Genomic DNA, 17040 nt, shown 5'->3' on the forward strand with positions numbered 1-17040 from the left:
ATATCTATCTAAAAAGCGCCTGTTCAACTCTGGTATGGGCAGAACGCTCTCCTGAATCCAGAAGTCACATGACTTATGCAAAATTCACCACTGGATCCTATTAAATCTTTCCCTAGCAAAAAGTATGTATTAAATTTCTATATATACGATGATTCAATTCTCGTGCTCAACGTTTATATTTTATCATATCCTGCAAATGATTCCTAAATATTCAAGTACAATAGCAAAAAATTATTGAATTCAATTTGACAGCTGGAATGGTTCTTATATGATTAACCTAAGAATCAGCCAGAAAGGAAGGTAACACATGAACCAGCATATTGAAATTGAATTTAAAAACCTCTTAAACAAAAAAGAATTTCGCCAACTGATCGACTACTTTCATGTCGGGGCATCGAACTTTAAAACACAGAAAAACCATTACTTCGATACACCTGGATTCTCTTTGAAAAAGCAAGACTCTGCACTTAGGATCAGGGAGAAAAACGGGCATTACGAGCTGACTTTAAAACAGCCAGCTACAGAAGGATTATTGGAAACGAATCAGGATATTCCTGAAGGAACCGCATATGCGTTCCTGAAACATAACATATTCCCTGATGGCGGGATCCGACATCTTATCCTCGAATGCGGAATTGATCCAAAAGACTTTACATGCTTCGGGACACTAAAGACAGACCGTTTTGAATTTCCTTACAAAGAGGGTTTAATCGTTTTAGATCATAGTTCGTATTTGAATCAGGAAGATTTTGAGCTTGAATATGAAGTGTCGGATGCAAAAGCCGGGAAAAAAAATTTCCTGACCCTCCTTGAAACCCTTCAAATTCCGGTAAGGGAAACCGAAAATAAGGTTAAGAGGTTTTATCGTGCCAAATTCCAGGAATAATCCTGTTTGAACCCATTCGGAGGTGGAGAGTTTGAAAATCCAAGATTTCAAAACGTTTATGGAATTGCAGGCAATCCAGCAATTCACGAACAACAACATCAAAAATACAAATTCATCTCGATCCGTTTTCCAGGACATGCTATCGTCACTGGTTTCGGGTGATGCTCTGGAAGGCACTTCACAGACATTGGGTTCCTTATTATCCAATGTGGAAGCGGAAACGAAGTCCTTTCTTCAACCCGGCGGCCTGACATACATGAACATCAACCCGATATCCACTGCCCATGCTAACAATCAGAGCAGCGAAACCGCAACAAACTATGATCATATCATCAGCCAGGCGGCAAGTTTATATAATCTCCCGGAAAAACTGATTAAGTCTGTCATTAAACAAGAATCGAACTTCAACCCTGAAGCCACCAGTTATGCGGGTGCAACTGGCCTTATGCAGTTAATGCCAGCAACTGCAAAAAGCCTTGGGGTGGATGATGCAGCCGATCCAGAACAAAACATCATGGGCGGGAGTAAATATTTAAGTCAAATGATGGCCCGTTATGACGGGGACATCCAGGTTGCCCTTGCTGCTTATAATGCAGGACCAGGAAATGTCGATAAATATAACGGCATCCCGCCTTTTAAAGAAACTCAGAACTATGTTCAAAAAGTTTTTGGCACATTTTCAAGCTAAAGCAAGCTGACCCTGTTTGTTCATGACGGGTCAGTTTTTTCATGTCTATATATGCTTCTTCCACGCACCCCGAGCAAATGGTAAAGATCCCCAAAAGCTTTCATTTTCAACCATTCCCCTGTGTCATACTACAGATGTAAAATTTTCTTTAAGCTATATATTTGTTATATCAGTACGTCATTGATAAAATATGAATAAATATCAACCATCTTTCTTTAAAAGGAGTAATCAACATGATGCAAGGGAACCCTACACCATATGAATTAATTGGAGAAGGGCAATTACACAAATTAATTGATGTGTTTTACTCCAACGTTAGTCAACACCCGGATCTGCAGCCAATATTCCCTGACGATTTAACTGAAACGGTCCGTAAGCAAAAACAATTCATGACTCAATATTTAGGGGGTCCCTCTTTATATACCGAAGAGCATGGCCATCCTATGTTGCGGGCTCGACATATACCTTTTGAAATTACACCAGAACGTGCGAAAGCCTGGCTCTCATGCATGTATCAAGCTATGGACGAAGTTGGCCTTGAAGGTGAGATTAGGGAGTTTTTCTATCACCGCCTCTATTTGACGGCACAGCATATGATCAATACATCCGGAACTGACGGGAAAGGAGAAGACAGTTGAGCGCACAAAAACCAGTTTTCAATATTTCCGATTGGATCAAGACGCAGCATTGCTATGATATAGGAAAAAAGCCAATTGAAATTTATGTTTTTGTTGATCCGCTTTGTCCCGAATGCTGGGGCTTAGAACCAATTATTAGGAAATTACAGATAGAATATGGCCAATTGTTCAGTTTACGCCATGTTTTAAGCGGTAAAATCGATTCTCTTAATATGGGGAAAAATAAAAATTATGAAAACATTGCTCAAGTTTGGGAAAAGACAGCCAGCCGCTCGGGAATGTCCTGTGACGGGAGCCTTTGGTCTGAAAACCCAATTTCTTCTCCATATACAGCTTCCATCGCAATAAAAGCCGCGGAATTGCAGGGCCGTAAATTGGCCATTCGCTTTTTAAGGCAGCTTCAAGAATATGTATTCATAGGTAAAAAGGATATATCCAATATCGAAGTCTTGACCGAATGTGCCAAAATGGTTGGATTGGATGTTGAGGAATTCCTTTATGACATCAATTCTTCCAGTGCAGCCAAAGGCTTTCAATGTGACATGAAAATCACAAGTGAAATGGAAGTGACTGAAATACCTTCCCTTGTCTTTTTCAATCAAAATATTGAAGAAGAGGGAATAAAGGTTTCAGGTGTCTATTCTTACGAGGTATATGTTCAAATTTTAGAAGATATGCTGAATGGTCTTCCAGCCCCTGCACCCCCTCCCTCTCTCGAAGAATTTTTAAGCTGTTTCAAACTAGTGGCCACAAAGGAGATTGAAACGGTTTATAATATGAGTAAGAATAACGTCGAGTTGGAAATGAAAAAGCTTGTTTTAAAACAGTTGGCAGAGAAAATTCCTGCTAAATACGGAACGTTTTGGAGATATACAAAGAAGCAGTCATGAATTTGGCTGCTTCTTAGTTATAAAAAAGAAAAACCATGCAAATCAAAAGATTGCATGGTTTTTTTATTTAGAAATAAGGGGATGGGAGAAATTTTACACGATCAAACAAAGGGGTATAAGTTTGTTTGTGATTCACTTCACAATATATAATATAACAGATAACCCTTTTACGTTTCAACTATATGTGTAACTTTTCACAAATTGTTCACAATATATTTTTTTTCATCTTTTATTATCCCTGCTGGTATATATAGCTAAATAAGAGCCAATTTTAATTTAAAGCCATAAGTGTTTTTGATATCTGATATAGCTTGGAATGAACTTAATTGTGAAATATATCACAATAATAAACTAATTCATTTCTTTTTATAACTTCATCTTTCGTTCAACTTTTGTTACTACCGTTACCATTTTAATCTTTTTACATTTCATTCAAATGAAAAACCCCAGCAAATCGCGAAATTTGCTGAGGTTTTCATCTATTTATACGATTAAGGGGATGGGAGAAATTTCACGACGAACAAACAAAGGGGTATATGTTTGGGATGTGATAACTTCTATATCTGTACTATAGCAGATTATACACCTTATTTGCAAGAACTTTGTGCGCAACTTCACATTATTGTCATATTCTTAGAATACTGCTTATTCTAAAACATACTATCTAATAAAGAGCAGATGAGTTTTTACTGCTGCCAGGTTGGAGGTGACCAAATTGAAAGGCTTTATTCTACTCATACTCTTGATAGGGTCGCTATTTGTCCAGCTACTCGGTATCATGGACCTCATTCCTCTGTATTTTACCTCCCCTATTCTATTTTTTGCTTTCTTCATAATTCTTCATAGTTTAAATCAGAGAAATCGTTTTAAAGGATTATGACGGACATCGATATAAAGATGAAAAGGACCCGAAGTGTTCGGGTCCTTTTCACATCCTATTTTTTCAAAAGTTCTTCCAACTCATTTAATTTTTCTTCGAATACATTCATGGCTTCTTGTACAGGCTCGGCTTTTGTCATATCTACGCCGGCCTTTTTGAGTACTTCAATCGGATAATCGGAACTTCCTGACTTCAAGAACTCCAGATACCTTTCGACAGCCGGCTCTCCTTCTTCAAGGATTTGCTTGCTCAATGCTGTTGCTGCACTGATTCCAGTTGCATATTGATAAACATAGTAATTATAGTAGAAGTGTGGAATACGAGCCCATTCCAAACCGATTTCTTCATCAATCGTCACGTTCTCGCCAAAGTATTTCTTGTTCAGCTCATAATATTCCTTAGTGAGCATATCCGCTGTCAACGCTTCCCCATTTTGAGCTTTTAAATGAATGGTATGTTCGAACTCTGCAAACATCGTTTGTCGGAACAATGTGCCACGGAAACCTTCCAGGTAATGGTTCAGTAAGTAGATGCGTTTCTTTTCATCTTCGATTGAATTCAGTAAATAATCATTCAACAGGTTTTCATTACAAGTCGATGCAACTTCCGCTACAAATATTGAATAATTCCCGTATGGATATGGCTGATGTTTCCGTGTATAGTAGCTATGGACCGAATGCCCAAACTCATGAACGAGCGTGAATAAGTTATTGACGTTATTTTGCCAGTTCATCAGAATATAAGGGTTCGTCCCGTATGTACCCGAAGAATAGGCACCGCTTCGTTTCCCTTTGTTTTCATGCACATCGACCCAACGGTTTTCAAATCCCTCTTTCAAAACGTTCAAATAGTCCTCCCCAAGCGGAGCAAGGCCTTTAAGGACATAATCTTTGGCCTCGTCATATGTCACTTCCATCTTCACTTCTTTAACAAGAGGAGTGAATAGATCATACATATGAAGTTCATCTAATTCCAGTACTTTTTTACGTAAATCAAGATAACGGTGCAGTAATGGCAAGTTGTCGTTTACCGTTTTAACGAGATTATCGTATACGGTCTCAGGAATGTTATTATTACTTAACGCCGCTTGGCGTGCTGATTCATATTTTCGAACCGTGGCATTGAAGTTGTGGTTTTTGACCTCACCTGACAGGGTTGAAGCAAATGTATTACGGAACTCCCCGTACTTGCTGTATACCCCTTTAAATGCCTCCTCACGTACTCTGCGATCTTCACTCTCAAGAAACCTGATATACCTTCCGTGAGTAATTTCGACTTCATTTCCCTCTTCATCCTTGATGGTCGGGAATTTCAGGTCGGCATTGTTAAGCATACCGAAAGTATTGCCCGATGCATCGAGTACTTCTGATGCCTGCGCCAATAATTCTTCCTGCTCTGCTGATAAGATATGGGGTCTCTGAAGATTGATTTCCTCTAAAGAATGTTTATATAATTTCAATTCTTCTTTTTCTTCCAAAAACCCTTCCACTTTGCTTTCGTCAATACTCAATAGTTCAGGAACCATGTATGAAAACGCAGCCGCTGCCTGGGCGTATAAAGCTTTTGCCCGATCCTCCATCCCTTGATAAAAAGGATTGGTTGTATCTTGATCATTGCGCATATGTGAATAAGAATAAACTTTGCCTAGCTTCTCGAAAACCTCATCTTGAAGTTGAAGGGCCGCAAATAGCTTTTCTGCGCTTTCCCCCAACGTCCCTTTATGTGCCTCCGCTTTCTTGAGGTCTTCCTTTACCGTTTTGAAGGCAGCTTCCCAATCTTCCTCGGTTGCGAAGATATCTTCCAGTCTCCAAGTATCTTCAGGAGCTATTTCGCTTCTTGAAGGTAATGTATTCGCTTTTGTTTCCTGTGCCATAAAAAATTCCTCCCCATTCTATAGAAACTTGCCATTGGGCTGACTCATTAAACCGATTGAACACTGCAATGCTTCATTCTGCGTTCATTCTTTCTTAAAGTTTTTAATTCCCAGTTCTTATTACTATTTCTCCATTTACAAAAATAATCCTGCCATTTCATCTGAATTCAAGATAAATAGAGATGTCATCACTGATTATACTGGATATTCCCCTTTTCAATCATCAATTTATGCTTATCATAGAAATCTTTTTCCAAAATTTGAGCTTGATCACTTGTGACAGGAAGGGTAATTTCCTTTTCAACTTTAAAAACCCCTTCTTCCAGCTTTGATAGATAACCCAATTGCTCCAAAATCCTGATATATTGACCTATAGGATACTCGATGGTTTTTTCATGAAGCAATGGCAACGGTCTGAACTTTATTTCCCCTTTTTTTGAACGCTTTCTAAAAATGTGGATAATATCAGCCATAGAAATCTTTTCCCCTGTTCTTTTCTCTTGAAACACCTCCATGTATAACCATGCCTGCCATTCTATTGAGGCAGTTTCGATCAACAGCATTCCTCTGACGGGAACACCCACTTCAATTGGAAGTGTCGCAGGTGAAATATGATGTAAATATAGCGCTTCGAAAAAAGGATCGCGTCTGCGTGCTGTTTTCACTCGATGGAGGGACCAGCCAATTCGTTTATATCTCCATACAGGGAGAAAAGGGAAACGAAAGCAGTTCTGGGGCAATGCCCGACTAGGGGGAAGGAGCTTCAGAGAAGCTGTTGTCAATTCGGCAAAGACGGTTCTAGGGGTAAAAGGAGTGAGGTTTTTCAATACTGATAAATGATCAGTTTCCGGGCAATACAACCAAAGAAACGGATGATGGAAGCTGCCGGTGACGAAGAGCCATTGGAAGCGGGATAAACTGAATTCATAAAAGCCTTTCCTTTTCAAGCTTTTTGCAGCGAGGATCCAGATTGGCTTGATGCCTATGCTTTGATAGGCTCTTGACCTTTCCATGAATTCCAACTCGGGAATAACTGAGCATTGAAATTCTATCGCATAGCGATTACCTCCTATCTTAACTAAAATATCAGCCCTTTTCTTAATTTCGGGAAGGTAGGCTTCTAGATCCACTTGATAACCATGTGATAAAAACCACTGAAACAATTTTCTTTTTCCCATTAAATGATAGGCAGATTCCGGTTCTGAAGAAGCACCGCATGAAGAACTATTTTTATGGGCGAAATGCGGAACCCTTACGTTTCCCGCTTTGATGGTCAATTCCATCTTGCAGCATGGACAGTAATAATCTGCTGATTTTCTCCACTCATCAATCATGTTTGCCGGTATCTTTTCAGGGAGGGTAATCCAAGCCCCATCTTTATTTATCGCAGTTAGCATACATCTCCTCCTCATCCACTACATTCGCCTGCTTTGCTTAGGATTCCTTTTAATGTGCAAAAAAAAATGCCTGATCGGCATAAAAGAGAGTTACTATCTAAAGAAGGGGTGAAAGCAATCGGCAAGTGGACTCCAATAATTTCAAACCGAAATTCCGTTTGGAAAACGCATCAATCTCCAGTTCTTGGGATACCTTCATATCTTCCATGTAATCATTCACCAGCTGCTGAGTACTTTCCGTCCGGTAGAGAAAAGCATTGACTTCAAAATTCAGGTGAAAGCTTCTCATATCGATATTGGTTGTCCCAATTGATGCCAGTTGGTCATCCACAATGATGATTTTACTATGCATGAAGCCTTCATTATATTGGAATATACGAACTCCCGAAGCAAGCAATTCGGGAAAATAAGTTCTCGATGCATGAAATACGATACGTTTATCGGGGTTCTTCGGGACGAGAAGCCTGACATCCAAACCACTTAAAGCAGCCACCTTCAATGCTTGTAAGATATCATCATCAGGAACGAAATACGGGGAGGCAATCCAGACGGACTTTTCTGCTGAAGTGATCATCTTAAAAAAAATGCTTTTAATGATTGTCCATTCACTATCCGGTCCGCCGCCAATCAATTGAACTCCGCCATGTCCGTGATGATGGTTCGTCATTCCGGCCATGAGGTATTCATCGCTTAAAAAACTATTATTGGTGCTATAATACCAATCCTGCAGAAATATGAGCTGTAAAGTCCTGACCGCTTCCCCCTTTATGATAAGATGCGTATCCCGCCAAGAACCGAATTTCTGGTCTTGTCCCAAATATTCATCCCCTATATTGAGGCCACCGATGAAACCGACAGAACCATCTATCACAATTATTTTACGATGGTTGCGAAAGTTGAATTTATTATTTAATAAAGGGAAATGCAACGGACCAAAGGCCACCATTTCGGCTCCCGCATTCTTCAGTTCATCGATATAAGAGCGAGCCAACTTCCAAGAACCAACCGCATCATAGAGAAAACGGACCTTTACCCCTTCTTTTACTTTTTGTATCAAGATGTCTTTTAGCAGTACGCCAATGCGGTCATCCCTAACAATATAATATTCTAAATGAATATGATGTCTTGCTTTTTTCAATTCTTCGATGATATTGGAAAATGTCTCCTCACCATTCCTTAAAACCCTGGTTTCGGTCGTAAATGAAACAGGGCTATTCCCCAGCCTATTTGCAAGAGTGATTAACTGCTGAGGGTTCTCGCCCATTTCCTTAATTCGTTCATTATATCCCGCTTCGCCGCTTATTTTCACGAAAGTCTGTTTATCCAAAAAGTACTTCTTGCGAAATATCCTTTCTTTCCGAAAATTACGGCCAAACAAAAAGTAAAAAATGAAACCGATGAATGGGAAAGCGCAAAAAATAACAAGCCATGTTATGGTCTGGATGGGATCTCGATTTTCCAGGAAAATGTTGAATCCAATTATCACTAAGAAAAGGGTCAATATAAGGCTAGAATAAAAAATCAGCCCCCCATCAACGCCATTTATTAGAAAATACCAAGTGCTGACCAACATGAGAATAAGCAGACCGATGCCAACTATATCCTTCACCTAGACTCCCTCCAATTAACAAACACAGGCACACTAAAAAACCCCCTTAGACGAAAAGGCCGATTTCTACTGAAATCGGCCTCAACAGTCTATGCGAAATATTTATCGACCGTTGTGAATACATCATTTTCGATAACTATCTTTCCGTACTCTTCAAGCATGTGCACCGTTATAGGTGACTCCTGGCTATATTCCAATAAAAGACTTAGAACATTATCGATTTCTTCCTCATCAATCTCCGCTTCGGAAAATTCGATATAAAGATAATATTTATTCTGATAAACATAAAGTTTAGTCGTCCAATCATCCAGGCCATGACGTTTGCTTAATGAAATGACATCTTCAAAATCCTCGAAAGTCGTGATGAATTCAATCATACCATCTTCGAATGTCATACCGCTTTCTTCATCTTTACCATGAAAATGTTGATCAAGAAGCGTATCCATCTTGTCTGATACATTCAAATCCCTTAACTTATCATCTGAAAGAGGCAGCTCGAGTTTCTGACCATCTTTGGCAAGCTGGGCTTTTGTGACCAAAACTTCCAAACCTTTTTCAAGGGCTTGAACTTGAATCCATAAAGGTCCTTCAATCATGAATTCTTCTTCTTGATGCACTTCATCCATCATTTCCCAAAAAAGTTCCTCACTTCGCTCGCGGCTGTACCAAATTTCTTCGCGATCAAAGCCTCTTTCCTCAATATCTATATAGGAAATATAAAATTTTACTGTATCGTCATTAATGCGTTCGATTTCCATGATTCCCCTCTCCCTTCCTTTCTCATTTTGAAGGGATAATAACCCCCAAGCGAAAATTGCTCTTAAAAGCTCTTTACCCGTAAGTGAATACTGTAAATCATGATAGTCATTAAAACAGACTATTTTACATCATTTTATGACAAAACCTTGAAGAAGGGAAATAAAAAACATTACTTATCTAAAAAACAATTGTTTGCCTAATATTCCATACATTCTATAAAAAAATACATCCGCATGCAACTATCATAATGCTTTAATAAATTTTAATCTTAATGCCGTCAATGTCATATTATATACACGGCATGATGAGCTGCATTCTTATTTTTTTTCTTTAAATGATGACCGGTTCAAGGAACCTGCTACAGCCCAGGAACGACCCCTGTCGCCTATGAATCCTGTTATGTTCCCCGTCATTAAGTAAAAAAAATCGGCGGAAAATCGGATATGTATAAAGAAAAAGCCCTGCACATTTCCTGGCAGAGCTTGAAAGACCTTATTAGTTGACCATACGTTGTGCTTCCCGTAATTGGAAGGTACGGACTTTACGCGGTAAAAAGCGTCTTATCTCATCTTCATTATAACCAACTTGAAGCCGTTTCTCGTCAAGGATAATTGGGCGTCTCAACAATCCTGGATTCTCCTTGATCAATTTATATAATTCTTGAAGAGGCAGGCTCTCTAAATTAACGTTTAACTTTTGGAAAGTTTTTGACCGTGTTGAAATGATTTCATCCGTTCCATCTTCTGTCATTCGAAGAATTTCTTTAATCTCATCAATCGTTAACGGTTCTGAAAAAATGTTTCTTTCTTTATATCCAATCTCATGTTCCTCTAACCATGCTTTTGCTTTTCTGCATGAAGTACAACTAGGTGATGTATATAATGTTACCATGCTTACTCACACTCCCTAAATATAGAATCGGTGATCTATGAGGAGAAATCTACTATTAGTATTCATAAGTACCACTCTAATTTGAAATAATTTTAAATAAGTATTTCATGTTCCTTATTATACACTAATTTTTTTAAAATGAATACCCTTTTTGATATTTGAAAAATTCCTTTAAAACTTCCTGTTCAGCCTGTACTATAGCTTTTTCATTTTTTTATGTAATACATTAAGACCACATTTTCTAATTGAAAAAACACACCTGCCATTCTCATTTAACACTCAATTCGGCCCTCATGATTTTTTAATTAATTCGTTACTTTTATTTACCCCCAATCCTTGTCAATAAACAAGTTCATGTTAATATATTTTCTTTAATAAAAAGCAAATTCCTCCTTTTACATTAAAAACCATTCTTTTAGCACATATATTTCCAAAAGTTAAAAAGGTAATTCGAAAGAATCAACGATAAGGGAGTAATCTACCATCCAAGAAGTTATAGATATTCATTTTCTTGCAAAATATGCAAAATAAGAAAAGACAGTCTAAAAAAAGATCCTTTTGTTTTCAGAAACCCTCACCCTTTCGGCCGACTGTCTGCCAACCTCTCCTGAACGCAAGCGTCTCCGGTAGCTCGATCAGCAGTTACTCGGCTGGAGTGTCGCAAATTTCTTCAATATATTTGGGGTTACACCCAAGTGAAAAAAGTGAAAATTGAATGTTAACCAAGTTCTCCTTTTAAAAGCATGGTGTGAAGTAAAACCATTCCGGATCTCTTTTATCGACAAATTCTAAGAAAAAACAGTTTGCTTCACTTTTTCTAAAATAAATGTTCTCTGCTGAGTACTTTTTTCGTCCTTTACCGCAACTTTTTTCGACAAACTAAAAAGGGCCGGTGAACGACCGGCCCTTTCCCCTCAAATTTCCATCTCTTTAAAAATATCCGTTTCCTGACCTGCATTCAAACTTAGTACATCCTCTACATCTTGATAAGATTTCCCATAAAGGTCATCATCTTTGTAAGTATGGATTTCAGAATATATCTCTTTCATGAAATCAAATACATCTTCTTCATCAACAGATGGATTTGCCGGCCAATATAAGATTTCCATAGGCGTATTCTCCTTGGTGGCAAGGGATTTTCTGCTGTAGGAAATTGAAGAGGCATGCTGGAATCCTTCCCTTTTATAAAATTTAAGCCTTTTAAATGTATCGTCATCATTTTCTTGTACTGGTTCTACTTCCAGCAAGATCGTTTTCTGCTTTTTTTGCAATTTTTGAATCAATTTCCTTCCTAGTCCCTGCCCTCTTGAATTCTTTGATACAAAAAGGTAATCAACGAATATAAACTCTTCCCCTTCCACATACAATAAAACATGGTCGGGACCTTCATCCTTTTTATATATTTCCTGCTTATCTTCTAAAAGAACTTCTATATGTTCTTTGGACTTCATTTCCTCAATAGGGAAATACTGGTTCAACTTATCATACCAATTCATAATTTAATCTCCTCATTTGCTAGATTATACTTTCCAGATTTTTTCTTATCCACTACAATGGAACTTGAATAGCTTGAAAATATTAGGAGGGTTTTGATGATCAGTTACTTTTTAGACTTTTTTTTAGTCGCTGCTTGCGTTATTGGCATTACAGCTGTGAATGGCGTTGTAACGAATGGCGTCGGCGAAAAATGGTTTGGCGGGAAACGTCACTCTCATATTTTCGATCAATCGAAACGAATTCAGTCAGGGTGGAGTAAAGTTGGCGGGAATAAAAAGCGGTGATTCAGAGAGAAATTGGATGACCGGAAGGAAATTCCAAGGTCATCCTTTTTTTCATGGGGTATAGTCTACTCCCTTTGTATATCGATTTGCTGCATTCCATAATAAGTATTCATCAATACCATTATCATTCAATGCTTTTATTTGGGCTTCCACTTCTTCCTTACCATACCTTTGGTAATTACCCTCTCCTAAATATGAGGCAGTAAAATCTTGTAACCAAGGTCTTGAAGTTGGTGGTGTTTTTAATTCCTTCAGCTTTCCGTTCTCCAATTTCGCATATTCCTTAACGAGATTATAAGGCTCCAAATCAGGCTTATCGATACCAAAATAAGATGTCCAGTGACTCGGATAGATCATCGAGGAAATTACATCGACATTCTCAGAGATTTTTGTGAAGTTTTGCCCGATTCCGGGAGCTTCAGGCAATGTAGCCGCATATCCAAAAATATCCACTGACACATCCACATCATATGGCTCCAGTTGTTTCCTCGCATAACTTACGAAGTCTGTCACTGTCTGAACCCTTTTGGCTGTATGACTCATTTTTGCTTCATCATATTCACCGACATTATATTCCAAATCATCTTCTTTATTTTCGAATCCTTCGGGAAAACGGACATAGTCAAATTGAATTTCTTTAAAACCCATTTTTGCAGCTTCAATGGCAACACCGACATTATAATCCCATACCTCTTTTAAGAATGGGTTCACGAAGGCTTCACCTCTGCCATTTTTCCACACCTTTTCACCATCTAAAAAAGACAATTCAGGTTTCTCTTTGGCCAAAAGGGAATCTTTAAAGACGACAACCCTTGCAATCGGATAAATCTGTTTATCCTCAAATTTTTTCAGCATTGCCCTTGGGTTTTTTATGTAGTCTTTACCAATCCCAGCATATGGAGAATCGGGATCTTCGGTTTTAAACGTTACGTTCCCCTTGTCATCCTTAATGTCAATGACCATCGCATTCAAATCGGTTTCATCTACATATTTAATAAGTTCATTCAATTTAGTGCCACCCGCTGCAGGCCCTGTCACATATATCCCGCGCACAGCATCCGGATAGTCAAATTTCAACCCCGAATCAAAAACAAAACGTGGTACGCTCACAGGCAATTCTTTATTTTCTAATGCTACCTGCCTGGTTTCGTTCATGCCTTGCGCATGAACTGGCTGTTGAATCAGGAATATGCACATGCCTGTCATCAACCATTTACACATTGGTTTCATTTTCTCCACCTCATTCGCCATCAGTCATCAATATTCAACAAATATAATAAACCCCTTTCTTTAATACCACAAACAATTAATTTTACTCCTATATATTAAAAATAATTTAAAACGTTAAACAATCCTGTATCCCCTTGTGAGTATCCTTCCCTAAAATGGTCTGCCCATTGTGATATATGTTAAACGGTTTGATTTTCCTTGAACCCTTCATTTCTTCCATGTCAAAAAAAAGAAACGGATAATCCGTTCAATTGGCTTGATTTCCGTTTCAATTATACATTTAATATGAATAAATGCTAAAATACAGTATAGTGGACATTTCGTATTCTCAAAATGGCATCGATACAGGACAAAACGGCCCTCCACAAGATTCAAATGAGCGTTTCCCATCACAGGAATATGCACATTTCTTTCAAAGAATGTGGATTCATTTTCTATTTATCCTTACAATAATGAAGAGCGAATATCCATTTATCAATAACGTATTTAGAGGAGTGACTAGCAGTTGAAAAGGATTTTCTCCGGCATTCAGCCATCCGGTTCCGTTACTTTAGGAAATTACATCGGAGCCATGAAACAATTCGTTAACTTACAAAATGAATATGAATGTTTCTTTTGTATTGTTGACCAGCATGCAATTACAGTTCCACAAGATCGCATTAAGTTAAGGAAAAGCATCAAAACATTGGCCGCTCTATATCTGGCCATTGGCCTGGATCCTGAAAAGAATACCATCTTCATTCAATCAGAAGTACCAGCACATGCACAGGCAGGCTGGATTTTACAGAGTATATCCTATATTGGGGAACTTGAGAGAATGACACAATTCAAGGACAAATCCGCTGGCAAAGAAGGGGTATCCGCAGCACTGCTTACTTACCCGCCGTTGATGGCTGCCGATATTCTCCTTTATAGTACAGATGTGGTTCCTGTCGGGGAAGATCAAAGACAGCATCTTGAATTGACACGCGATTTGGCTGAACGGTTCAATAAAAAGCATAATGACATATTTAAAATCCCGGAAATCAGCCTCCCTACAGAAGGGGCCCGTATCATGTCCCTTCAGGAACCAACCAAGAAAATGAGTAAATCAGATCCTAATAAAAAGGCGACGATTGCCTTATTGGATGATCCGAAGCAAATCGAGAAAAACATCAAGAGCGCAGTTACCGATTCGGAAGGAATTGTCCGTTACGATAAGGAAAACAAAGCCGGTGTTTCCAACCTGATGTCCATATACTCCATCTTCAGTGGAAAATCCTATTCAGAAATTGAAGAGATGTATGAGGGCAAAGGCTATGGTGACTTTAAAAGTGATTTGGCTGAGGTGGTTCTTGGTGAAATCCTTCCAATCCAAGAACGCTATAATGCATTGATCGATTCACCTGAATTGGATGAAATTCTGGACCGCGGTGCAGAAAAGGCGAATATTGAAGCCAATAAAATGATCAGAAAAATGTATAATGGCATGGGACTTGGCAGAAAGAGATAAAAAAAGACGATTCCAAACGAATCGTCTCAGTTTGTAAACAAAAGGTTTCGGAATGATATCATTCCGAAACCTTTTTGATTTGTTATTGGAATTGAAGCGGTTAGAGAGAAGTTGACTCGTGATCCTTTCACGCATTCCTGCCAAATGTGATGTGTACCCCTCCGCTGGCTCAAAGGACCGCCCGCGGAAAGCGAGTTCCTGGAGGCATTTCCAATAGTACAAACCATAATAAAACTGTAAACAAACTCGATTTTCATCGAGACTGTCTACAGTCTGGGACCTAACTCAACGGATCGTCTTTTTGTTCATAATATCGATGGGCTATCGCCAGCCTCCACTTGCCAAAGTTTTTCAAAAAAAGGCTGCCCTTTCACAAGGTTTTCACAAAGTTGAAGGTGCTTCTCTGACCAGCCTTCCTTCATTTCTTCATATAACTCAAGCCAAGCGATCTGAAAATCCATTTCTTGAATGCTTTCATATTTCTCAGGGGCCCATTCTGTGTACCAATAGCGGATTTCAGCAGTGTTTTTCGCCGTGAATAATTGGTCCATGGCCATGAATAGCAATTGCTTTAGCTGTCTTTCTTTTCTTGTCAAACCGTTCATGAATAAGGGAGACGGCGACAAAATATGATATTCTTTCTCAGATGTAGGTTTTTCAGTAAAGGTGTAATCCATCTCATCATGGTTTTCTATCATGTCATAAACAATTTGTTCCTGCCGGGGAATTATTCTGCTTTTCCTAATCGGAATATGATAACCTATCGTATCAACAGCTAAAATTCCATTTCCGTCAGTCACGATAAAACAATAGTCAAGCTGAATTCGCTCATGATTTTTCCTTGCATATGCTTTTTGATAAACATCATTCAGCAATGGCTTGGGTAACTCTGACAAGTCGTTTTCTATGTAGTGGAACAATGTTGATGACACTTTCAACAAAGGAACTTGATCTAGTAGTTCGATCCCGTCATCTTTCCTCCATTCATGAAAATGACAAATATTATAGCCGTTTTCTTCTCCTTCAAACCAGTTAACCCATACATCATGAAGATATAGCATCATTCATCCCTCACTTAAACAAATTTCTGTTTGTCAATCAGTATAGGCAGGAACCATACAATTTATTCCTATTCTAGAAAACAGATTAAGAAAAAAAGAACGTATATATTAACTATTTTTTGATAAGAATTCTTCAGATTGAATAATGAACGATTTTTTCACAGAGAGTTTTTCAAAATTTTTCACCAGGTAGTAACCACTGCAGTATCCAAGCATATTTGGATATCCTTTCATCCCAAGCAGAAGTACATCATGAAGAGGATCTGTACGTTTTATCGTGTGCTTTTCCTCTAAATGCTTGCTCCAAAATTCTCGTAGTTTATCTTCCTGATATAACTTAGTCCAATTCGCTAAAAATTTTGTTCCTAAATATTTTCCCACCGTTCTTTCCGCCAGTCCTTCCATGATCATCGTATCAAGGAGAGTGAATTCTTTTTGGTTCTTTTTCAAATGATGCAGACGGCAAACATGATGATATTCATGAATCAACAGGGCCTCCATTTCCTTTTCGGCTATCCCCTTGCCGTAAAAAAGGAATAGTTTATCTTTAAATGCCAACCCTGACTTCGTTTCAACCTTTTTATTCCATATTCCTGAAGACATGAGCGGGAAAATATATATGGGAACATCAGGCCCTCCCCAAAGCTTCTTATAAGCTGTAAACAAGCTTTGTGTTTTTTCCCATACATTATTTTCTTTTAAGTCTTCCCATGTGAGTTTTGTTTTTTGATTCGGTGAATACATGCCATGCTTCATTAAATGATGATAAATCATTTCCGCATCAAGGGTATCGTTGAATGTGCTTTTAAGTCTTTCCATCATCTGGACCGGCCGGTTGAAATCCTTCCTCATCCATTCATTGGTTGAAATGACTCCCATTTCCCATACACCTCCGCATCTATTGACTATCGTATGATTCAATGAAGGCGGTTGACACATTTTATATCCCTTTTCCCTTCAACATA

At 38.5% G+C, this 17040-nt stretch carries 15 protein-coding genes; 6 read left to right on the forward strand and 9 right to left on the reverse strand.

The genetic code is table 11. The features are described from left to right. Positions 1-307: 307 nt before the first annotated feature. The 4 genes from ACIQ0C_RS18345 (at position 308) to ACIQ0C_RS18360 (ending at position 3102) form a co-directional block, all read left to right on the forward strand. Complete coding sequence (locus ACIQ0C_RS18345) at positions 308-886, forward strand: CYTH domain-containing protein (RefSeq protein ID WP_403062537.1); 579 nt, start codon at positions 308-310, stop codon at positions 884-886. 22 nt (positions 887-908) lie between these two features. Further along, positions 909-1574 carry a lytic transglycosylase domain-containing protein gene (locus tag ACIQ0C_RS18350; protein ID WP_483878365.1) on the forward strand — a complete coding sequence of 222 codons (666 nt, stop codon included), beginning with the start codon at positions 909-911 and terminating at the stop codon, positions 1572-1574. A gap of 233 nt (positions 1575-1807) precedes the next feature. After that, entirely contained in the window at positions 1808-2212 is a 405-nt protein-coding gene (locus tag ACIQ0C_RS18355; protein WP_053534150.1) for a globin domain-containing protein, read from the forward strand. Then, the gene (locus ACIQ0C_RS18360; RefSeq protein ID WP_402836449.1) at positions 2209-3102 is read left to right on the forward strand and encodes a ClpXP adapter SpxH family protein; all 894 of its coding nucleotides are present in this window, start codon (positions 2209-2211) and stop codon (positions 3100-3102) included. Before ACIQ0C_RS18355 ends, ACIQ0C_RS18360 begins: the two co-directional genes overlap by 4 nt. Before the next feature lie 935 nt (positions 3103-4037). On the opposite strand, the gene pepF is transcribed toward ACIQ0C_RS18360, so the two are convergent. From pepF to ACIQ0C_RS18390, 6 genes are all read right to left on the reverse strand, one after another. After that, the gene (gene pepF / locus ACIQ0C_RS18365) at positions 4038-5855 is read right to left on the reverse strand and encodes an oligoendopeptidase F (protein ID WP_402836451.1); all 1818 of its coding nucleotides are present in this window, start codon (positions 5853-5855) and stop codon (positions 4038-4040) included. Positions 5856-6043: 188 nt separating this feature from the next. Beyond that, on the reverse strand, positions 6044-7252 hold the full coding sequence (locus tag ACIQ0C_RS18370; RefSeq protein ID WP_403062543.1) for a competence protein CoiA: 1209 nt from the start codon (positions 7250-7252) through the stop codon (positions 6044-6046). 97 nt (positions 7253-7349) lie between these two features. After that, the gene (gene cls, locus ACIQ0C_RS18375) at positions 7350-8861 is read right to left on the reverse strand and encodes a cardiolipin synthase (RefSeq protein ID WP_403062546.1); all 1512 of its coding nucleotides are present in this window, start codon (positions 8859-8861) and stop codon (positions 7350-7352) included. An 89-nt stretch (positions 8862-8950) separates the two neighbouring features. Then, positions 8951-9619 carry an adaptor protein MecA gene (mecA, locus tag ACIQ0C_RS18380; RefSeq protein ID WP_034314498.1) on the reverse strand — a complete coding sequence of 223 codons (669 nt, stop codon included), beginning with the start codon at positions 9617-9619 and terminating at the stop codon, positions 8951-8953. A gap of 496 nt (positions 9620-10115) precedes the next feature. Next, positions 10116-10511: a transcriptional regulator SpxA gene (spxA, locus tag ACIQ0C_RS18385; protein ID WP_034314502.1), complete on the reverse strand. Its 396-nt coding sequence runs from the start codon at positions 10509-10511 to the stop codon at positions 10116-10118. Positions 10512-11425: 914 nt separating this feature from the next. Further along, positions 11426-12007 carry a GNAT family N-acetyltransferase gene (locus tag ACIQ0C_RS18390; RefSeq protein ID WP_403062549.1) on the reverse strand — a complete coding sequence of 194 codons (582 nt, stop codon included), beginning with the start codon at positions 12005-12007 and terminating at the stop codon, positions 11426-11428. 96 nt (positions 12008-12103) lie between these two features. Here ACIQ0C_RS18390 and ACIQ0C_RS18395 point away from each other — a divergent pair, with 96 nt between their 5' ends. Beyond that, entirely contained in the window at positions 12104-12292 is a 189-nt protein-coding gene (locus ACIQ0C_RS18395) for a hypothetical protein (protein WP_402836458.1), read from the forward strand. A gap of 51 nt (positions 12293-12343) precedes the next feature. Here ACIQ0C_RS18395 and ACIQ0C_RS18400 read toward each other — a convergent pair whose 3' ends face one another. Next, the gene (locus tag ACIQ0C_RS18400) at positions 12344-13489 is read right to left on the reverse strand and encodes a putative glycoside hydrolase (RefSeq protein WP_403062892.1); all 1146 of its coding nucleotides are present in this window, start codon (positions 13487-13489) and stop codon (positions 12344-12346) included. A gap of 538 nt (positions 13490-14027) precedes the next feature. On the opposite strand from ACIQ0C_RS18400, the gene trpS reads away from it, so the two are divergent. Continuing rightward, positions 14028-15014 (forward strand): tryptophan--tRNA ligase, encoded by a 987-nt coding sequence (trpS, locus tag ACIQ0C_RS18405; protein WP_402836460.1) that lies wholly within the window; start codon positions 14028-14030, stop codon positions 15012-15014. A gap of 305 nt (positions 15015-15319) precedes the next feature. Here the strand turns inward: trpS and ACIQ0C_RS18410 are convergent, their stop codons facing one another. Next, entirely contained in the window at positions 15320-16075 is a 756-nt protein-coding gene (locus ACIQ0C_RS18410) for a YjbA family protein (RefSeq protein WP_034314514.1), read from the reverse strand. Between the two features lie 108 nt (positions 16076-16183). After that, the gene (locus ACIQ0C_RS18415; protein WP_403062553.1) at positions 16184-17014 is read right to left on the reverse strand and encodes a DUF2268 domain-containing putative Zn-dependent protease; all 831 of its coding nucleotides are present in this window, start codon (positions 17012-17014) and stop codon (positions 16184-16186) included. Positions 17015-17040: the final 26 nt, after the last annotated feature.

Source organism: Peribacillus sp. NPDC096448 (assembly GCF_044762675.1).
Taxonomy (GTDB): domain Bacteria; phylum Bacillota; class Bacilli; order Bacillales; family DSM-1321; genus Peribacillus; species Peribacillus frigoritolerans_B.